Origin of the sequence: Aeromonas sp. 602658, from assembly GCF_049173005.1 — a bacterium.
Classification (GTDB): domain Bacteria; phylum Pseudomonadota; class Gammaproteobacteria; order Enterobacterales; family Aeromonadaceae; genus Aeromonas; species Aeromonas veronii_A.
In genome coordinates, this window is the sequence record NZ_JAAKRF010000038.1 from 1 (window position 1) to 19,167 (window position 19,167).

The 19,167-nt window shown below is 60.1% G+C and carries 15 protein-coding genes and 1 tRNA gene; 4 read left to right on the forward strand and 12 right to left on the reverse strand.

Annotated features, from left to right (window positions below; translation table 11 throughout):
• Positions 1 to 27: 27 nt before the first annotated feature.
• Positions 28 to 113 (forward strand) — tRNA-Leu (locus G5253_RS18070).
• A gap of 237 nt (positions 114 to 350) precedes the next feature.
• Here the strand turns inward: G5253_RS18070 and G5253_RS18075 are convergent.
• The 8 genes from G5253_RS18075 to G5253_RS18110 form a co-directional block, all read right to left on the reverse strand.
• Positions 351 to 1,016, reverse strand: coding sequence for a PepSY-associated TM helix domain-containing protein (locus G5253_RS18075; RefSeq protein WP_323137667.1), 666 nt, complete (start codon positions 1,014 to 1,016; stop codon positions 351 to 353).
• Positions 1,017 to 1,037: 21 nt separating this feature from the next.
• Positions 1,038 to 3,080, reverse strand: a complete 2,043-nt coding sequence (locus G5253_RS18080) for a TonB-dependent receptor (protein WP_421203928.1) — start codon at positions 3,078 to 3,080, stop codon at positions 1,038 to 1,040.
• A 293-nt stretch (positions 3,081 to 3,373) separates the two neighbouring features.
• On the reverse strand, positions 3,374 to 4,411 hold the full coding sequence (locus tag G5253_RS18085; protein ID WP_266134537.1) for an acyltransferase: 1,038 nt from the start codon (positions 4,409 to 4,411) through the stop codon (positions 3,374 to 3,376).
• 222 nt (positions 4,412 to 4,633) lie between these two features.
• A complete protein-coding gene (gene pbpG / locus G5253_RS18090) occupies positions 4,634 to 5,545 on the reverse strand; it encodes a D-alanyl-D-alanine endopeptidase (protein ID WP_042053464.1) in 912 nt (303 codons plus the stop codon).
• A 258-nt stretch (positions 5,546 to 5,803) separates the two neighbouring features.
• Positions 5,804 to 7,270, reverse strand: coding sequence for a glutamate/gamma-aminobutyrate family transporter YjeM (gene yjeM, locus G5253_RS18095; RefSeq protein WP_266134538.1), 1,467 nt, complete (start codon positions 7,268 to 7,270; stop codon positions 5,804 to 5,806).
• Positions 7,271 to 7,707: 437 nt separating this feature from the next.
• Complete coding sequence (locus G5253_RS18100; protein WP_266134539.1) at positions 7,708 to 8,550, reverse strand: DMT family transporter; 843 nt, start codon at positions 8,548 to 8,550, stop codon at positions 7,708 to 7,710.
• 68 nt (positions 8,551 to 8,618) lie between these two features.
• Complete coding sequence (locus G5253_RS18105; protein ID WP_266134540.1) at positions 8,619 to 9,539, reverse strand: ABC transporter substrate-binding protein; 921 nt, start codon at positions 9,537 to 9,539, stop codon at positions 8,619 to 8,621.
• A 119-nt stretch (positions 9,540 to 9,658) separates the two neighbouring features.
• Positions 9,659 to 10,720 carry a porin gene (locus tag G5253_RS18110; RefSeq protein WP_421203912.1) on the reverse strand — a complete coding sequence of 354 codons (1,062 nt, stop codon included), beginning with the start codon at positions 10,718 to 10,720 and terminating at the stop codon, positions 9,659 to 9,661.
• Between the two features lie 218 nt (positions 10,721 to 10,938).
• On the opposite strand from G5253_RS18110, the gene glpX reads away from it, so the two are divergent.
• Together glpX and G5253_RS18120 are read left to right on the forward strand one after the other, a co-directional pair.
• Positions 10,939 to 11,949, forward strand: coding sequence for a class II fructose-bisphosphatase (gene glpX / locus G5253_RS18115; RefSeq protein ID WP_005336386.1), 1,011 nt, complete (start codon positions 10,939 to 10,941; stop codon positions 11,947 to 11,949).
• Between the two features lie 134 nt (positions 11,950 to 12,083).
• The gene (locus G5253_RS18120; RefSeq protein WP_005336384.1) at positions 12,084 to 12,335 is read left to right on the forward strand and encodes a YkgJ family cysteine cluster protein; all 252 of its coding nucleotides are present in this window, start codon (positions 12,084 to 12,086) and stop codon (positions 12,333 to 12,335) included.
• Between the two features lie 69 nt (positions 12,336 to 12,404).
• Here G5253_RS18120 and G5253_RS18125 read toward each other — a convergent pair whose 3' ends face one another.
• Genes G5253_RS18125 through hemC form a run of 4 tightly spaced genes read right to left on the reverse strand, consistent with a single transcriptional unit; the run spans position 12,405 to position 16,285 of the window.
• Positions 12,405 to 13,568 (reverse strand): heme biosynthesis HemY N-terminal domain-containing protein, encoded by a 1,164-nt coding sequence (locus G5253_RS18125; RefSeq protein ID WP_421203914.1) that lies wholly within the window; start codon positions 13,566 to 13,568, stop codon positions 12,405 to 12,407.
• 10 nt (positions 13,569 to 13,578) lie between these two features.
• Positions 13,579 to 14,628 (reverse strand): uroporphyrinogen-III C-methyltransferase, encoded by a 1,050-nt coding sequence (locus G5253_RS18130; protein ID WP_076495577.1) that lies wholly within the window; start codon positions 14,626 to 14,628, stop codon positions 13,579 to 13,581.
• Positions 14,625 to 15,359, reverse strand: coding sequence for a uroporphyrinogen-III synthase (locus tag G5253_RS18135; protein ID WP_421203916.1), 735 nt, complete (start codon positions 15,357 to 15,359; stop codon positions 14,625 to 14,627). The genes G5253_RS18130 and G5253_RS18135 overlap by 4 nt, the downstream gene beginning before the upstream one ends.
• Positions 15,356 to 16,285: a hydroxymethylbilane synthase gene (hemC, locus tag G5253_RS18140; RefSeq protein ID WP_421203930.1), complete on the reverse strand. Its 930-nt coding sequence runs from the start codon at positions 16,283 to 16,285 to the stop codon at positions 15,356 to 15,358. The genes G5253_RS18135 and hemC overlap by 4 nt, the downstream gene beginning before the upstream one ends.
• A 323-nt stretch (positions 16,286 to 16,608) precedes the next feature.
• Here hemC and G5253_RS18145 point away from each other — a divergent pair, with 323 nt between their 5' ends.
• A complete protein-coding gene (locus tag G5253_RS18145; protein ID WP_421203918.1) occupies positions 16,609 to 19,128 on the forward strand; it encodes a class I adenylate cyclase in 2,520 nt (839 codons plus the stop codon).
• Positions 19,129 to 19,167 lie beyond the last annotated feature (39 nt).

Consider the following 19,167-nt stretch of genomic DNA (forward strand, 5'->3'; position numbering starts at 1 on the left):
GCGCCATTCGTATAATCCCTCGCAGTTGCCCGGGTGGCGAAATCGGTAGACGCAGCGGATTCAAAATCCGCCGGTGAATAACCGTGTCGGTTCGAGTCCGACCCCGGGCACCATCAAATTCATGACAAAAGGCCATCAGCAATGATGGCCTTTTGTTTTTTGGCGTTTCTACGCTTTTGGGGCGTTACTGTTGAGCTGGCAGTACTTCCCGTTACCTCTTGGTATCCCTTCTCTTTTCCCGCTCTCCGTTATTTCCTTTTCTTGATGTGGCCGCCGACATCACCGCCAGCGGCTTGTTTCTATTGCGGTTTTCTTTCCAAACCTTACTGCATCAGATCATGGTTGCTGCGTTATCCCAGCAGGGCAAACAGCAGGGTGCCGAGGGTGCCAGCGAGTGTCAGCGCGATGATGGCTCTGGGTGTGCCGTGCAGCTTGGTCCACATAAACAGGCTGGTGAGGGCGAGCAGCAGCAGGGCCAGGGCGGCGATATCGCTAAACAGCTGCCAGCCGAGGCCGGTGCCCATACCGCGGTGCAGCCGGTTGAGGCTGGCGGCAAAGTTGGCCAGTTGCAGGTCGGTACGTACCAGCAAGGTACCCTCGACATAGCTGGCGGCCACGCTCTGGCTGAGGGTAACGCCGCGCATCTCCCACTCGGCGGGCAGGGTGAGCGGGCCGTTCGGGGTGGGCAGGGTCTGGGCCGGGGTGATCATGGTTCGCCCGTCGGCAAAGGTATCGGGATAGCGCTGTTGCAGCAGGCTTTTCAGCTGCTCCGGGCTGGCGAGTGGCGCCTCCAGTACTATCTCTTCACTCGATTTGTCGGTGTGGGGGCCGGGAATGGGCAACACGGCACGGTGTTGCAGCCAGAGACCGGTGATGCCGTACATCAGCATCAGGGCGAGGGTAAAAAAACCGGCCCAGGCATGGAGGCGGCGTACCCATTTGTTGTTGTGAAGGGGAACTCTTCTGCGTTTCATCGTGGTTGCTTCATAAAAAACTGGCCAGCAAGGGCTGGCCAGTCGGGGTGGTTGTCACAGAGATCAGAAGCGGTAGGTTCCGGTCAGGCTCAGCTGACGGGGCGTACCCGGCATGATCTGGGTGGCACTGGTGGCGCTGACGAAGTACTCGTGGTCGGTCAGGTTTTCGGCGCTCAGCTCGGCTTCCCACTGCTGCCAGCGATAACCGGCGCGCGCATCGAAGCGGGCGTAACCGGGCAGTGTGGTGGTGTTGGCGTTGTCGGCGAAGCGATCGCCCACCGCCGTCACGCCGGTTTCACCGAACCAGCCCTGCTCGCCACTCTTGTAGCCGAGATAGAACTGGCCATTCTGGCGGGAGACGTTCATCGGGCGCTTGCCCTGCAGATCCGCATCCGCCTTGACCTGCTCGGCATCCTGAATGGCGAAGCCGCCACGCAGATAGATCTCGTCGGTCAGCTCGGCGCGGGCGCTCAGTTCGACCCCTTCGGTACGCTGCAGGCCGGTGAGGATCACCTTGGTGGGATCCAGCGGATCCTTGGTGCGCTTGTTGTACATCTCCAGTCGATAGAGGGAGAGAGTGGTCGCCAGCTTGCCGTTCAGCCAGTCACTCTTCACGCCACCTTCGTAGAGGCGGGTGTGCTGGGGTTCCAGCCCGTTGTTCTTGTCACCTGGGGTGATGCCGATCAGCTCGCCGCCCACCGGAGTGAAGGTCTTGCTGTAGGAGGTGTAGAAGGCGTGATCCTCGAGGGGGTTCCACACCAGACCGAGGCGCGGGCTCAGGCTGTTGACCGAGACGCTCTCCTCCTTGTTGAGGTCGTAGCGGCGACTGGTGACAGTGAAGTCGTCACGGCGCAGCCCGCCCACCAGATGCCAGTCACCCAGGCTGAGCTGATCCTGCAGATAGAGGCCATTGCCGCGCACCTTGTGTTTGGCGTCGCTGGAGAGCTTCATGGCGCCATTGTAGGTAGGCAGTGAGCCCGGATCGTAGAGATTGCCAGACGGGATGGCGGTGGCGTTCTGGTAGAGCTTGGGTGTGCGCTCCTGCCAGTTCTGCTCGAAGCCAACCAGCAGGCGATGTTCCACCGGGCCGGTCTGGAACAGACCCTCGGCCTCGGTGTTGCTGATCAGGTTCTTCGCTTTCAGATCCTGCTGCCAGCGGGAGCGGGTCACCTTATCCCCTTTGACGCTGGTGACATAGGTGTTGTCAAACTGGCTGTCGAGGGTGGAGTAACCGAGCTGCTGGCGCAACTGCCACTGATCGTTGATATCCCAGGAGAGGCGTGAGCGGGTGGATTGTGCCACGTCATCGATGAAGTCGCGGCTGGTATCGCTGTAGACATACTCTCGCGGCACATCGGCCGGACGGCCATTGACCCCGGGAATGCCGCGATCCGGGGTGCGGTCATGTTCGTTGCGCTCGTACTGTACCAGCCAGTTTAGGTTGTCGCTGATCTCCCAGTTGGCGGAAGGCGCCAGCAGGGTGCGCTTGCTCTTCACGCCGTTGCGGAAGCTATCTTTGTCCTCTTGCGCCATGTTGAGGCGCAGTTGCACCTGCTCACTCGCCTCACCATTGAGGTCGGCGGCCAGTCGCTGACTGTCAAAGCTGCCGACCCGGGCGGTGACGCTGGACTCCTGCCCTTTTTGCGGCTTTTTGCTGACCCGGTTGACGATGCCCCCCGTGCTACCGCGGCCGTAGAACACGGCAGCCGGGCCCTTGAGCACTTCCACCCGCTCGATGTTGCCGAGATCCCGGGTGTACTGCATGTCGTCGCGGAATCCGTCGAGATAGAAGTCGTTGCTGGCGCTGAAGCCGCGGATATTGACCCCGTCGAAGCGGGTATCACCGCTGGCGTTGACCCCGGGAATGCCGCTCAGCGCTTCACTCAGCGTCGGTTGGCCGAAGGCGGTCAGCTCGCTGACCTTGACGCTGTCGATGGTCTGGGGCACCAGCTTGGCTGGCGTATTGGTCCGGGTAGCGGTGGCAACTTCCTGATGCTGGGAGCGTTTGCCAACCACAGTCATGGTTTCATCGGTGGCCTGGGCAGTGAAGCCGGTGCCCAGCAGTGCCAGCGAGACCAGCGTTCTGCGAAAGTGAGGGTGCTGCATATTCAATATTGACTCTTTGGATGTCGACCTGACGGCTCGAACATATTGATTTAATTATAATTAGCCTGACCCGCCAAAGCGGGATGCCAATGATATTGATTTTCATTTGTCTGGCAAGGTGAAAATGGATAGGGGCATTGGAGGAGGGTTGTGCGGTCGGGGGAGCTCGGCTGAAAAGCAGAGCCATTGCAGCAAACCGCGCGAACGAAGCAAGGGAAAAAGGGCGTAGCGGAAGAGAAAGGGACAAAGCGTGAAGAGGCATCCGGCCCGATAGGACGGGCCGGATGGAGGGTTCAGTGGGTACGCAGCAGTCGATGGGCGAGGGGCAGGGCCGCCATCAGGCGATAGGCCAGCAGAGACGATCCCAGCAGCAGCGGCACTTTGGCAATCTCCCACAGGATGGATGCGCCCTGCGGGCCGAACACGAAGAGCCAGACCACCAGCATCATGTGCAGGCAGTAGATTCCGAGCACTTTGGGGGCCTGGCGCTCAAGCCAGCTGCCCTTGCCCCACTCGGGGTTGGCCAGCAGCAGGCCAAACAGGCCGATAGCCCAGGGAAGGGAGCCGAGCAGGAAGTCGTGGCGGGTGAGCGGCACTGCGGCAAAGTGCTGCAGCGCCCAGGCTTCACAGCCATAGAGCGCCACGCCCGCCAGCAGTAGTTGCCAGCCGGTGCGGGCATCGGGCTGCCACTGACGCTGGCGCAGCAGGTCCCCGAGCGCCACAAACAGCAGGGAGAAGAAGGGGCCGTTACGGGTGAGCAGTGGCCACTCGGCGCCCAGCAGCGGCTTGGCATAGGAACCCCCCAGCAGCGCCAGTAGGTAAAGGCCAAGACCCAGCCAGAGGGCGAGCGATGGTCTGCCAAGCCGGTAGCAGAGTGCCAGCAGGGCCACCGCCATGACCAGGGCTGGCAGGAACCAGAGGTGGATCATGCCGCCCACCAGCCAGCCATTGAGGGGGTCGCCGAGCTGGAATTGCCACTGTCCGCGCAGGGAGGCCAGATAGCCTTGCTGCACGGCATCAAGCGGATTGAACGGCACCAGCAGGTAGACCAGACTCCACACCAGCCAGAGTCGCAGCAAGGGGCGGCAGTAGCGCCAGGCCACGGTCAGCGGCGCCTCGCGGCTCAGTCTCGGCTGCAGAAAATAACCGGCACAGAGGAAAAACAGCGGCACGGCAAAGCGGCATAGCTGGTTGATGGTGCCGCTCAGCCAGAGCCAGGATCCGCTTTCCCACAGGGCGGGATTGAACGGATTGGCGAAGGGGGAGACGTGAATGGTCATCACGGCCAGAATGGCCAGCACCCGCCCGCACTCGATACTGGAAATACGCATGGTGGCTCGTCGTTACAGGGGTTGTGATGGCACGCTAAAATTCTCGCTGCCAGGTTACAACCAATTGATTCTATTAGTGTGAATCACGCTGTTGAGTAGTTACATTTTGTAACGGGATGGTGGAAGGTGTTACCTGTAACGGGAGCGGGCTCCCGTTTTTTGGGCGCGCTCATGCAGATAAAAAAGCGAGGCGGGCGCCTCGCTTGGTTGGGGATCTCGAGCTTACTGGTGAGTTAGCATGCTGCTCTGGTTGGCGGCCAGGGTGGTTCTGCCCGAGCTCTCCAGCCAGGTTTTGATCCGCTTGGCGTCGGCGACCCGATCGTTGGTGGTCTCGGCATTGAGCAACACCATGATCACCGGCTCACGATTGACCTTGGTGCCCAGCACTAGGCAGCGGCCCGCTTCGCGGATATAGCCGGTCTTGGAGAGGGTGAACTCCCATTGCCCTTCGCGGATCAGCCGGTTGGAGTTGAGGTAGTGCAGCTGACGCTTGTTGGTGCGCACATAACTCTGCTCGTCGGTGGAGTACTGGCGGATCAGCGGATAGGAGGCCGCTGCGGCGGCGAGCTTGGCGAGATCCTGCGCGGTGGAGACATTGCGCGGGTTGAGCCCGGTGCTGTCTGCATAGTGGGTATTCCACATCCCCAGCATGCGGGCTTTGGCGTTCATCGCCTCGACAAAGGCGCGCTGACCGCCGGGATAGTGGCGGGCCAGTGCCGAGGCGGCACGGTTTTCAGAGGACATCAGGGCGATATGGAGCATTTCGGCGCGGCTGAGCCTGGAACCTATCGCCAGGCGCGAGCCAGTTCCCTTGATGCGGTCGATGTCGGCATTGGTCACGGTGAGCATTTCGTTGAGGCGCAGGTTGGCATCCAGCACTACCAGCGCCGTCATCAGCTTGGTGAGTGAGGCGATGGGCATTACCCGGTTGCCGTTGCGCTCGGAGATCACCTCGCCGGTTCTGTGGTTGGCCACCACGAAGGCAGCCGAGCTGAGGTTGGGCACATCCCGTCGCTCGAGAAAGCCGCTGCTGCTCTTGCTGCTGGCGGAAAAGGGGTTGGCATGGGCACTGTCCATAGTGGCCGGCAGCATTACTGCGCCAAGCAACAGGGGAAGGAGGGAACGCATCATCATGATCAGCTCTACCGGACGAAATACAGGGATATCTCGCTAAGTTATATGTCGTGAACTGGCGCTTCACAATCATTCTCACCTTGATATTGATAATTTACGGCGTTGAGCGTGCTCTGACGGCGAGGAGAGCGTAAAAGAGGTCTCCATAGAGTCTTTTTTGCATTGAAACTATGGACTGGCCGTGATGGCGAGCGGAAGCCGGCGCTAAAAAAATCGGGACCAGAACGGTCCCGATTGGCATGGAGCATTGCCTGCCGGTTAGTGGGCATCTTCCTGCTTGATCTTGAAGCGCATGGCGATCACCACGAACAGCAGCGGGCCAATGATGGTCCAGACGCCGGTGGAGATATCGCCGGAGATAAAGGGGGCGACCACGGTAAAGACGTTGCCGAAGGCGACCAGGATCAGGCTGATGATGGTGGCAAGCAGTACCGAGCCCGCGCTCTTGAAGAAGATCAGGTCCTTGCCCAGCGCCGGGTTGTTGCGATAGCGATACCAGGCGTAGATGAGGAACATGTAGGGCAGGGTCATGCCGACGTTGGTCATGGTGATGATCAGCTCGTAGAGGGCGGCGGCCCCTTCCGGGTTGATCAGGGTAAAGATGGACTTGGCGGCAATGAACAGACAGACCACCCAGGCTTGCACCTTGAGGGCTTCAATGCGCACGCCATTCTCGTTCTCGCGCTGGAAACGCTCCGGCCAGAAGTAGCTCGGGGTGCCGGTGATGAACTGGCGCAGTGGCGCGTATGAGAGGGCGATAAAGGCGCCCAGATAGCTCAGGAACATGCCAAGGCCAGCAAAGCGCATGAACACCTGTCCCAGCCACTCGCCACCGAGATGGCGCCCCAGCTCCAGCATGATGATGAAGAGGGCGGAGAGAGAGGTGATCCCCTCGGCCGGGAAGTCGCTCCAGCGCATGATGGAGCCGACCGCCAGAAAGCCGATGATGTAGCAGAGCACGATGAAGGCGCCGGAGAGGAAGATGCCGCGCTTGAGGTCGCGCTCGGGATCTTCCAGCTCGTCAGCCACCCCGGCCATCGCCTCGACCCCGCCGTAGGCGAAGATGGCGAACACCATAAAGCCGAGGAAGGGGATGATGTCGTTGAAAGCGGCATTGGGAGACGCCGTCAGCGATGCCTGGGTGAAGGGCTCCTGCAGAGTCATGCCGCTCACTGCGAAGGTGAAGACGCCACCGACCAGCAGCAACACGTTGAGTGCCACCACGGAGAGACCACCGATGGCCGCCACCTTGGCGAAGCGGGCGCTACCAAAGGTGATGAGCTTGGTGACGGTGGCAACCAGCGCGATGGCGACTACGCCCAGAATAAAGGGGCCAAAGTCGATGCTGGTGCCCAGGGTGACCGGGATGACGGTGATGTCGCGGCCAAACAGCATGAAGGAGAGGGGCACCCACATGGAAAGCGCCTTGCCAAACATCCAGATGACGTAGGAGGCGAACCACATGGTCAGACCGATAAAGGCGAATCGGGTCGAGACCGAGTGGCGCATCCAGGTAAAGATACCGCCTGCCTCTTTGCGAAAACCGGTGCCGAATTCGATCATCATCAAAATGAACGGGATGAAGAAGAACAGTCCGCCGATCACGAACATCGGAATGGCGGCATATCCCATTCGGTAAAAACCGATCCCGATATTAGTGACGCCAAATACCGATGTTAATATCATCAATATAAAGGCGCCCAATTTCAGCTTTTTTGCTGACATATTAAAAACTCCCTGATGGTGCTGGATTTAAAATAATCAAAAATTAAACGGACGAAACCGGACCCATTAATAACGCAGTAGCGCCATGCCATCTTGCTGTGGCGGGCGCGATCGGGTCATCTCTGACCGGGCTGGCTTACCCGTCAGGCGGTCAATGAACGTATGGGTGGAGTAGCATGGTCTGTGCCATGCGCGGTATTGGTCAGCGTTGCCGAAAATTAACTGTGAACGATTTTATCATTAATGCTGCTTGGCAGGTAAGAGTTTCCCGAATGAAGCTGTGGTTGAAATAAACAGACCTGCCAGTTAATTGATACGTTGCGGATGTAAACATTTACGCCCGGGCCGACACTTATTTCCATTATTCGTATTCGGCATATTTGGCGGAGTGAATTACGCCATCCTGCCTGATAAATACGCACCAATGGCGACAGCGTTTATCCTCCCAGCCGGGTCAGCAGCACGCCGCCAGTGATAATGGCCGCCGCCGTCAGCCGCATGCGCCCGAGCGGCTCTTTCAGCAGCCAGACCGAGAGCAGCATGGCAAACAGCACACTGCTTTCGCGCAGAGCCGCGACCACGCCAATGGGGGCTTGGGTCATGGCCCAGATAACAATCCCGTAGGCGAGCAGTGACATGGCACCTCCTGCAATTCCCGCCATCGCATGGCGACGGATATGGCGCCATGCGTTGCGCTTTTGGTGGACGAGCAGCACCAGCAGCATCGCCAGCCCGGTACAGGCAAAGAGCCAGAGGGTGTAGCGTACCGGTTCACCCCCTGCGCGGGCGCCGGCCCCATCCGAGAGGGTATAGGTCGCCGTGAACATGGCCGTGATCAGAGCCGCCCGAACCGCTTTGCTGTCAAGGCGCTGCTGCCCACCTCGCCTGGCCATCAGCAAGACCCCCATGATCAGCACGCAGGCGCCGATGATGCCGCCGTAACCGGGGTAGTCCCCCAGCAATATGGCACTTAACGCCATGGCGAGCAGCGGGGCACTGCCACGGGCCAGCGGATAGATCTGGCCAAAATCGCCCTGATTGTAGGCATGGCTGAGAAACAGGCAGTAACCGATATGGAGCAGGACTGAGAGGCCGAGCCAGGGCAGCTCGGCAGCAGAGGGAAGCCCCATGGGCAGCAGCGCCACGGCGGCGATAAGCCCTGAAAAGATCGCCACCAGTGACACCCCCACCAGCCGCTCTTCGCCAATTTTGACCAGCGCATTCCAGCTGGCGTGAAGCAGGGCTGCCAGCAGAACGGCAAAAAAGACGGTGGTGCTCATGGGAAAAGGCTCTCGGGCGATGGGGTCAACAGCATACCCGCCTGGAGCCTGATTGGCCGAGATCTTTATCAAAGCTTCGGTTTCTCGGGGTTCTTCTCCTGCTTGGTGGTGCTGCCCAGTTGCCCCAGCACCAGTTTGGGGTGGGGATCTGTCTGCAGCGGAATATCCTGCAACTGCGTTCCCTGCTGGTGGCGATGGATGATTACTGCGGCCATCTTGCCCAGCGCCTCGTAGCTGCTGATGGTGCCAACGCTGCAGCCGTGCTCGACGAACAGCTCTGCACTGCAGATGGTAGGGATGGCAGCTGCGTTGAGTGCATTCAGCAAACGGGGGGCGATGGAGAGCAGATAGCTGTCTGCGGCCAGAAAGACGATGTCGTTTTTGGCATCCTGTTGCAGCCGCTTCAACTCGTTCTCCAGTCGCTTTGGATCCGGTGCTATACGCCAGGTTGCGACTTGCCATTGGTAACCTTTGGCCGCGTTGATCAGCATGTCGGCCACCAGCAGGGTGTTTTGCTCCCGCGGGTTGAAGGGTAGCAGCAGCCGCTTATCCGATGGGAGGTACTTGCTGGCATTGGCCAGTTGCAGCGCCATCGGCACCATATTGCTTACCCCGGCGACCATGCTGTTCTGAGCCTTGTCCTCAGAGAGAAAACCTGCCCCGACAGGATCTGAAACCACATTGAATATCATGGGCTTGCGATTGGCGACCAAACTCTTTGTCATGGTGGTGGCTGTGGTACCGAAGGTGTAGATGTAGTCGTATTCGGCCAGTTTCGGCAGCATCTGCTGACGTAGCATGGTCGCCAGCGCCGTGCGATCCTGATTGGCATTGTAGACGGTGATGGTGGTCTGATAGCCAAGTCGGGTCAGTTCGGCCCGAAAGCCCGCCTCGGCGGCGGTTTCGCCACGCCACAGTACCATGGCGATATTGAGGGCGTGAGCGGGAAGAGCCAGCAGCAAGAGCAGGACGAAAAGCAGCCTGACCATGATCATCTCTCCGGCGATACATCTACTGTTGAGCCTAGGCCAGTTTGTGGTTTTCTGAGCAACAGCGACGAAAAAGCGCGATGGCAAGCCATCGCGCTTTGGGTATCAGAAAACCTCGATTAGAAGTCGTAGCGAGCAGCCAGCTGGAAGTCATCCTTGTTGGCGGTCGCTTTGCCGGCAACGCTGTCCAGATTGTTGATGCGGTACTCGCCGATCACCCGCAGGTTCTTGTTGAACTTGTACTGGGCTCCCAGGGTGTAGTAATCCACATTGTCTTTCTTGGTGCCAGCCTTGTCCTGCTCCTGTTTGTTCCACAGCGCCATCAGACCGAAGCCATTCTCGAAGTTGTAGCCCAGCGCGGCTTCCCAACCGGTGTGATCGGTGCCGGTCGCCAGGAAGTCGCTGCCATCGGCATAACTCAGGGCGGCGTAGGCGGCCTTGTTGTCAAACTTGGCGGAGATCAGCCACAGTTTTGCATCTTCTTCACCGCTCTTGTCGCGCAGGCCGACGTTATAGGCAGTACCCAGCGACAGGTTGAAAGGGAAGGTATAGGCCACGGCTGCTCCGTAGGCCGCGTCGCTATCCTTGCTGGTAGTCTCTTCGGTGTCACCACCGTCGAACTTGTAGCTGGTGTCGAGCTGGAAGCCATTGAACAGGCCGGAGTATTTCAGTACGGAACCGGCGCGGTTGGTGGCGAAGGTGTCGGTCTTTGCACCCAGCGCTTCGTTACCGTAGCCGTCAGAGAGGGAGACATCAGTCCAGTCCGCCAGGAAACCCGGGGCACCTTTCTGGCGGCCGAAGGTCACTGTACCCCAGTCAGCGCCCACACCGGCAAAGGCCAGACGGGTACGCAGGTTGTCGGAGCTCTCGCTGATGGTCTTCTCGCTGTCGTTGATGTACATCTGCACTTCGTACTGGGCCAGCGCCTTCAGACCGCTCTGGATCTGGGTCTCGGCCTTGGCACCGAAGCGGACAAACTGGTTAGCCCCTTGCTTGGCGCTGTAATCCTTGGTGCCATTCGGGTTGGCGGTATCGACGTTTTCTTTCTTGTCACCGAAGAATTGACCGGCGTAGATGCGGCCATAGAGATCCAGCATGGCGGTATCATTTTTATACACCTCAACGGCTTGCGCCTGGAAGGCGGCGGTCAGAGCCAGTGCCACTAAAGTCAGCTTTTTCATCTTAATCCCTTGTGTTGCAAGCTTTTGTTTTGAAGACGGGGCCATCCTAGGGAAGATGCATGACAGCGGGGTGACAACTGGATGAAGAGTCGATGGCAATTGGGTTGCAATTGGATGAATTGGCTACATTTATGCACCTGGCAGCTACTTTTGTGCGCAAAGGTTTGCCCTTGTGGTAGAATGCCGCCCGTTTTCGAGCTCCATAGGTTGGATATGCGATGAGACGTGAACTGGCAATCGAGTTTTCCCGAGTGACGGAAGCGGCTGCACTGGCTGGCTACAAGTGGCTCGGACGTGGTGACAAGAATATCGCTGATGGGGCGGCCGTAGCGGCCATGCGCCACATTCTCAACCAGATCGAGATCGATGGTGAGATTGTGATCGGCGAAGGTGAAATTGATGAAGCGCCGATGCTCTATATCGGCGAGAAGGTCGGTACCGGACACGGCGACGCGGTGGATATCGCGGTCGATCCCATCGAGGGTACCCGTATGACCGCCATGGGTCAGGCCAACGCGCTGGCCGTGCTGGCGGTGGGCGACAAGGGTTCTTTCCTGAAAGCACCTGACATGTACATGGAAAAGCTGATCGTCGGGCCCAAGGCCAAAGGCGCCATCGACCTGGATCAGGCTCTCGAGCTGAACCTGAAGTCCGTGGCCAAGGCGCTGGGCAAGCCGCTCTCCCGTCTGACCGTCATTACCCTGGCCAAGCCGCGTCATGACAAGGCAATCAAGGAGATGCAGGGTCTGGGCGTGCGGGTGTTCGCCATTCCTGATGGTGACGTTGCCGCCTCCATCCTCACCTGTCTGCCGGACAGTGAAGTCGACATGCTGTATGGCATCGGCGGCGCACCGGAAGGGGTGATCTCCGCGGCGGTAATCCGTGCGCTGGATGGCGACATGCAGGCCCGTCTGGTGCCGCGTCACCGGGTCAAGGGCGACAGCCCGGAAGTGCGTGCGCTGGGCGAGCAGGAAATTGCCCGCTGCGAAGCGCTGGGTATCGATGTGAACAAGGTGCTCAAGCTGGAAGACATGGCGAAGAATGACAACGTCATCTTCTCCGCCACCGGCATCACCAAGGGTGATCTGCTGGATGGCATCACCAGCGATGGCGTGATGGCGACCACCGAGACTCTGTTGATCCGTGGCAAGTCGCGCACCATTCGTCGTATCAAGTCGATCCATTATCTTGAGCGCAAAGACAGCGTGGTACGCGATATCATCCTGTGATGATGGCTCGCTGAACCGGCTGTGTTGTCTGAAGCCCGATCGCCCGTGCGGTCGGGCTTTTTGTTGTGCGCCAGCTACGTTTGTGCCGCCGCTTCGGCTATGGTGGCTCAGACCGTCCCAAAGGAGTGGAGTCTATGGAGTGTCGTAGCGGCTGCGCTGCCTGTTGCATCGCCCCCAGTATCAGCAGTGCCATTCCCGGTATGCCAGATGGCAAGCCGGCTGGCGTCCCCTGTATCCAGCTCGATAGCGCCCTCGGCTGCAAGATCTTCGGTCAACCGGAGCGGCCGGCGGTGTGCGGCGGTTTTCGCCCCATGATGGATGTGTGCGGCAGCCACCGTGCCGAGGCCATCTGGCTGATCGGCGAGCTGGAACGGCTCACCACCTGACGAGGGCAGGGCGAAGAGATAAAAAAGAGGCCGCATCATGCGGCCTCTCGCGTTTCTGTTTGCCGGGGATCAGACTCCCGCCAGTTCCAGTGCCTGACGATAGTACTCGTTGGCCTTGTTGGTAAGGCGGCGCTTGTCCATCAGCTGGCCGAGGGCGTGGTAGGCGGCGGCGCTCGGCGCCCGCTCCACCTCCTGCTCCAGCAGCTTCTGGGCATCATCCAGTTGGCCTGCCAGCAGATAGAGCTGGGCCAGTGCGGTGTCCACCTCCGGTTGCCCCTGCTGTTTTTGCAGCAGCGCCAGCAGCGGCCGGTAGCTGTCGAGTTTCAGCTTGGGCAGGCGAGCCAGCAACTGCGGCATCGGCTGTTTTCGCAGTGCCTCCTGCCACAGGGTGGCGGCCTCGCCGTCGGCGCCCAGCTGGCGAAGCAGATCGCCGTAGCAGGCCAGCAGTTCTGGCTCAAGGCGCAGCTTGCGCGGCAGATCCTGCCATACCGCCTTGAGGGTCTCGAGGCTGCCGGCAGCCTGTTGCAGGCGACCACACCAGGCCTGTTGCAGCAGATCTTCTTCCTGTTTCGGGGTCAGCTTGCCCACCTTGTGCAGCGCCGGGATCAGGTCGCACAGGGCGCTCCAGTCCTGACGGGCCAAATGCACCTGGCGCAGCTGATCCAGCACCATGGGGTGGCGCGGGTTGAGGGCGTAGACCGACTCCAGCATCGCCAGCGCGGTATCGTACTGGCCCTGCTCGATCTGCAACTGGGTCTGGGTCAGGGTGAGCGCCAGCTCGGCCTTGGGGTTCTCCTCCTGCGCTTTTTGCAGGTATTGATCCCGGCGGGCGTCGTCACCACGGGCCTGCGCCGCCTTGGCGGCGCTCAGGTAGTTGAGCAGCGGGGTGTCGCTGTTGCTGGCCCCCTTGATCATCAGCTTTTCAGCCTGACTGTAGTGCCCTTCGGCCATTGCCAGGGTGGCGGCGACGGTCTGTTGATTGGCCTTGCGGCGGCGGCGCGAGCCGTACCAGCCGAGGGTCTTGCGGCGCAGGCCGAATACCCGACCCAGCAGCCATTCGACGATCAGCAGGGCGCCGTAGAACAGCACGGCCAGGATCACCGCGCTGGTGACGGAGGATTCGATGGTGTAATTGCCAAGGGCAATCAGCACATAGCCCTTGTTACCGGAGGCTTGCGGGCCAAAGATCAGCCCTGCGACCATCACGGCAACCAGAATGATTATACGGATCATGGTGCCCTCCTCAGCTGCTGGCCAGAATGCGTTGCAGGCGTTCGGTCAGCACCTGCTCCAGCATGGCCTGGGTCTTGAACTGGGCCGGATAGTCGATCTGGATCTGCTCACCCTTGAGCTTGTCGATCTCGCCCTGCATGTAGCGGGTGGCGCTGTTGTCGGTATCGAAATACTGGGTCAGCCAGCGTTGGGCCTTGTCCAGGCTGTCTTCGTAGAGCGCCTGCTGCTCGCGATAGACGGAGAGCTGGGCCTGCAACAGCTTGGTCTTGAGGTTTTCACGCAGGAAGATCTCCTGTTGCGGCGAGAGCAGCGCCTCGACCGCGCCATCGCGGCGACGGATGGTGACGAAGTTCTCGGTGAACTTGACCCAGTTCTTCTTCAGGTTGCTCTCCCACTCGTCGGGATTGGTGCTGACCGCTTGATCCGGCTCGGCCTTGGCTTCCGGCATGCTGACGGTGGAGAGGGGCAGCAGCTCGATCTGGTCGGACAGGGCAGCCAGCTTGAGGGTCAGCCCCTCGCGGTCGATGCGCGGCATGCCCTTGAGCTTGGCGATATCCTCGGCCAGCGCCTTGCGGATCGGCATCAGGCTGGGGTCGTTGAGGGCGGCGATGCGCTCGTCAGCGTTGCCGAGCAGGGTGATGGCGGAGACGAGGTCATGCTCCAGCCACAGTTTGCGGCCCGCCATCCGAACCAGATACTCGGATTCGGCCAGCATCCAGTCGTTGGGGCGCTTGTCATTCAGATCCAGTACCCGGTTCTGCAGACCCTGCATCTCCCCCTGCAGTCGCTGCTGGGTTTGATCCAGTGCGGCCAGCTGCTCGGCATCCTTGCTGCTGGTCTGGTCGATCTTGCTCAGGGCGCTCGCCAGCTGCTGCTTGAGCTGGGCCAGTTCGGCCTGCTGGGCCACGGCGTTCTTGTGACCGTGCAGATAGAGGCCGCCGGTCAGGCCAAGGGCCAGCAGGATGGCAACCCCTCCCAGTACGGCACCGGAGCGGCTCTTGCTGCCATTGACCACAGCGGTCGGCTGGGGTTTGACCTGGGATTCTTGTTGTTCTGTCATTCCATCTTCCTCAGTTCCAGTGCGGCCGTCAGGGCCTGGTTGGATGCACCTTGGGCAATCGTGATATGGATAAAGCCCGCGGAGTGGGCCATCTCGGCCACGCGCGGGCTGGGGACCACCAGCAGGCGGTCAAAAAGCCAGGGCCGCTGGTGGTCGGGAACCAGCTCCAGCAGCCGTTGCAGCAGTTCACCACTGGTAATGAGCAGGCTGTCCAGCCCCGCTGCCTGCCAGTGGTGGGCCAATCTGTCCCCGTCAAGCTCGGGGTAGTGGCGCTCATAGGCCGCACAATAGTGCACCAGAGCACCGCGTGAGGCCAGTGTGCTGGCAATGAGATCCCGCCCGCCATTGCCGCGCAGGATCAGTACCCGTTTGCCTGCTACCTGCTGCAGGGCGGGCAGGGCCAGCAGCCCTTCGCTGCGCGGGTCATCCGGGCAACTTGCCGTGATGCCGATGGCGGCAAACGCATCTGCGCTGGCCTGACCCACCGCAAAGTACTCAATATGTGGCCAGGTCTGACCAGTTTGCAACAGAAAATCGTGTGCAAAATGAACGGCATGGATGCTGACGGCGATAACCGCGTCAGCACTGCGCAGCAGGTCGGGCAGGAGAGGGAGTTCGCTGCCCGCCACGGTTTCCAGCAGCGGGCAGCAGAGTGGTGCATGGCCGTGCTGGCGCAACAACTGCACCAGCTCGGCGGCCTGAATGGCCGGACGCACCACCAGCGGGGTCATGCGCGGTAGACCTCGGCCAGGATCTCGTCGGCACCGGCGGCCAGCAGGCGCTGGGCCAACTGCTCGCCGAGGGCCTCACCATCGGCCAGCGGACCGCGGATCTCGTCGCGGATCACCTGGCTGCCATCCGGGCTACCCACCAGACCACGCAGCCAGATCTGCTCGCCTTCGACCAGTGCGTAGGCTCCGATAGGCACCTGACATCCCCCTTGCAGGGCGCGGTTCATGGCGCGCTCGGTCAACACCCTGGCGCGGGTCTCGGCGTGCTCCAGCGGCGCCAGCAGAGCGTGCAGCTCAACGTCGTCGAGGCGGCATTCGATGCCGACAGCCCCCTGACCGTTGGCGGGCAGACTCTGTTCCGGCTCGATAAAGGCGGTGATGCGGTGCGCCATCTCCAGTCGTTTCAGACCTGCGGCGGCGAGGATGATGGCGTCGTACTCACCGGCATCCAGCTTGGCGAGGCGGGTGTTGACGTTGCCACGCAGGTCGCGGATCACCAGATCCGGGCGGGCGGCGCGCAGCTGGCACTGGCGGCGCAGGCTGGAGGTGCCGACCACGGCCCCTTGCGGCAGTTCGGCAATGGCCTTGAAACGGTTGGAAACGAAGGCGTCGCGGGGATCTTCCCGCTCGCAGATGGTGTGCAGGCCGAGCCCCTCGGGGAACTCCACCGGCACGTCTTTCATGGAGTGAACGGCGATATCGGCCCGCCCTTCCAGCATGGCGGTTTCCAGCTCCTTGACGAACAACCCCTTGCCACCGACCTTGGCCAGCGGGGTATCGAGGATCTTGTCACCCTGAGTGCTCATGGGCACCAGTTCGACCTGCAACTGCGGGTGCAGGGCTTCGAGCCGGACTTTGACAAAGTTGGCCTGCCACAGGGCCAGCGGGCTCTTGCGAGTGGCAATTTTCAGGGTTCGGGCTGCCATATCAATCAGTTGTTTCATTTTTAGAAGGAAATCGATATTACCACCCTTTGCCCGGGCTTTCATGGCGGAGCCGGCAAAAGCGGGGCCAAGCTCAAAAATGCATGCTGAAAATGATTTTCATTAAGCAAGTGGTGTTGATTAATTCATTGAATGTATTGGAATTTAATGATTTCCCCTGATACTTGATGTGGTCATACCAGAAATAATCTGACGTTTAGCTGAAGGCTTGTTTACCACCGCTGTTTGCATTGTTAACATGATCACACTTTTTTGACGTATCCCCCTTTTGGTGCGTCATTTTCACTTAGGTGATAGGCAGGGCATTGCAGGAACACATCGATACGCTGGTTGCGCGTTATGACGACATTACCCGTCTCAAGACGCAACGGGCGTTAGGCCTCATGAGTCGCTATGGGCAGCAGGTATTCCAACTGCTGCCTGTCATGCTGCACTTCAATCATCCCCTGCTGCCCGGTTATGTATCCGGTGATGTTCCTCATGGCATCTGGAGCTTCAGCGCCACCGCCGAGCAGCAAGCCTTTATCGATGACCTCTGCCGCAACGCCAACTGTCAGAGCGGTCTGGCAACCCATGATCGAGCCATTCAGGGGCTCTACTCCATGGGCAGCACCTCCTCCATCGGTCAATGCTGTCACTCCGATCTCGATATCTGGGTCTGCCACGTGGCCGGTTTGTCGCAGGAGCGGCTCGATCTGCTGGAGCTGAAGTGCCAGCAACTCTCCAAGTGGGCCGAACAGCGCGGGGTCGATCTCAACTTCTTCCTGATCCCGGAAGACAAGTTCCGCCAGACCAACGATGCCCAGATGCAGGGGGAGAGCTGCGGCAGTGCCCAGCACCTGCTGTTGCTCGACGAGTTCTACCGCAGTGCCATGCGTATCGCGGGCAAACGCTTGATCTGGTATCTGGTGCCCACCGAGTGTGATGATCACTACGATGCGTATGTGAACGAACTGTTCGAGAGCGGCAAGCTCAAGCAGGATGACTGGCTCGATCTCGGCAGTTTTGACCGTATTCCGGCCGAAGAGTATTTTGGCTCCGCCCTGTGGCAGCTCTATAAGGGGATCGACTCCCCCTACAAGGCGGTGCTCAAGTCGGTGCTGATGGAGGCCTACTCCCACGAGTACCCCAACACCCGCCTGCTGTCGATGATTGGTCGCGACTGGTTCCAGCACAACGAGGGGATGCACTACCGGCTCGACAACTACTGTCTGATGCTGGACAAGGTGACTAACTATCTCAAGTCCATCGGCGACATGGCGCGGCTCGATCTGGTGCGCCGCTGCTTCTACCTCAAGGTGTGCGACGGTCTCAGCCATCCCAAGGATGATCACTCCCCCGAGTGGCGCCGCGAGCAGATGAGCCAGCTGGTCTCCTACTGGCGCTGGAGTCAGGAAAAGCTCTATCAACTCGATCATCGCCACGAGTGGAAGATCGAAGAGGTGAAGATCGCTCACGCCGAGCTGCTGGAAGCCCTGATGCAGAGCTACCGCAACCTGATCCAGTTCGCCCGTCGCAACAACATCAGCGAGTCGATCAACCCGGAAGATATCGGCATTCTGTCGCGCAAGCTCTACGCCGCGTTCGAGAGCCTGCCGGGCAAGGTGCAGCGTATCAACCTCAAGATCGCGCCGGATCTGAGCGAGCCGGATCTCAGCTTCGTGCAGGTGCCCCACGGTCGCCTCAATCGCGCCGGCTGGTATCTCTACAAACATTCGCTGGAGCCGGTGGACATCATTGGCCGCGCGCCACTGGAGTTCAACGGTTACATCAGCAAGCTGGTCTCCTGGGCCTACTTCAACGATCTGTTGACGCCCCAGTCACGGGTGCACCTGTTCAATCAGGGGTCGGATCTGCACATCGACAATCTGCACCAGTTCTGCCGCGATCTCTCCGGCTGCTTCCCCGAGAAGTACCCGCTGGCCACCAACCTGGCCCTCAGCCGACCGTGCGAGATCCGTCAGCTCTCCATCTTCCTCAATCTGGAGATGGACCCGACCAGTCATTGGGTCGGTCAGGTGATCGAATTTGACGCCAACACCGTGGATGTCTTCTCGTTCGGTCGCAATCAGGAGTGTTTGGTCGGTTCGGTGGATCTGGTCTACCGCAACTCCTGGAGCGAGATCCGTACCCTGCACTTCCAGGGGGATGAAGCCGTGGTCGATGCCCTCACCACTATCCTCGGCAAGATGCATCAGGATGCCGCCGCCCCCGAGATGATCGAGGTGTTCTGCTACAGCCAGCACTTCCGTTCTCTGGTGCGCTCCCGCTTCCAGACCTTGGTGGCGGAGTGTATCGACCTGCGGCTGGCCCGCGACAAACAGCAGCTGGTCAAGACCATGGCCCTTGGCCGCGAGAAGTACGGCATCTTCTTCGAGCGGCGCGGGGTGTCGGTGAAGAAGCTGGAAAACGCCATCGATTTTTACCGCCACATCTCCCACAACAAGCTGGATCACCTGCCGCTGCGGCTCGACAAGACCCACAGCCAGCATCTGCCGAGCATCGTCGATGCCTACGCCAGCGAAGGATTGGTGCAGTTCTTCTTCGATACCCGTGATGCGGGCACCAACATCTATATCCTCGATGAGGCGAACCGGGTGGAGATCTACCAGCACTTCGCCGGCAACAAGGATGAGCTGGTGGCGGGTGTCAACCGCTTCTACACCTCCAATCACGAGCGGTTCAGCGATGATGGGCAGTTCATCAACTTCAACCTGCCGCAGTACTACGAGATAGTACAAGTGAATGGCGAGCTGGATGTGATCCCCTATCGCAGTCAGGGCACTCTGCGCGAACAGGTGCCGCCCGCTCGGGAAGTGGGCTGACCCGTCAGTTGGAATCGCCATAAAAAACGGCCTGCAGAT

Bases quoted from the DNA above. Each gene is read 5' to 3' on its own strand.
- G5253_RS18080 (WP_421203928.1), bottom strand. From the start codon at position 3,080: ATGCAGCACCCTCACTTTCGCAGAACGCTGGTCTCGCTGGCACTGCTG.
- G5253_RS18085 (WP_266134537.1), bottom strand. From the start codon at position 4,411: ATGCGTATTTCCAGTATCGAGTGCGGGCGGGTGCTGGCCATTCTGGCC.
- pbpG (WP_042053464.1), bottom strand. From the start codon at position 5,545: ATGATGATGCGTTCCCTCCTTCCCCTGTTGCTTGGCGCAGTAATGCTG.
- yjeM (WP_266134538.1), bottom strand. From the start codon at position 7,270: ATGTCAGCAAAAAAGCTGAAATTGGGCGCCTTTATATTGATGATATTA.
- G5253_RS18100 (WP_266134539.1), bottom strand. From the start codon at position 8,550: ATGAGCACCACCGTCTTTTTTGCCGTTCTGCTGGCAGCCCTGCTTCAC.
- G5253_RS18105 (WP_266134540.1), bottom strand. From the start codon at position 9,539: ATGGTCAGGCTGCTTTTCGTCCTGCTCTTGCTGCTGGCTCTTCCCGCT.
- G5253_RS18110 (WP_421203912.1), bottom strand. From the start codon at position 10,720: ATGAAAAAGCTGACTTTAGTGGCACTGGCTCTGACCGCCGCCTTCCAG.
- glpX (WP_005336386.1), top strand. From the start codon at position 10,939: ATGAGACGTGAACTGGCAATCGAGTTTTCCCGAGTGACGGAAGCGGCT.
- G5253_RS18120 (WP_005336384.1), top strand. From the start codon at position 12,084: ATGGAGTGTCGTAGCGGCTGCGCTGCCTGTTGCATCGCCCCCAGTATC.
- G5253_RS18125 (WP_421203914.1), bottom strand. From the start codon at position 13,568: ATGATCCGTATAATCATTCTGGTTGCCGTGATGGTCGCAGGGCTGATC.
- G5253_RS18130 (WP_076495577.1), bottom strand. From the start codon at position 14,628: ATGACAGAACAACAAGAATCCCAGGTCAAACCCCAGCCGACCGCTGTG.
- G5253_RS18135 (WP_421203916.1), bottom strand. From the start codon at position 15,359: ATGACCCCGCTGGTGGTGCGTCCGGCCATTCAGGCCGCCGAGCTGGTG.
- hemC (WP_421203930.1), bottom strand. From the start codon at position 16,285: ATGGCAGCCCGAACCCTGAAAATTGCCACTCGCAAGAGCCCGCTGGCC.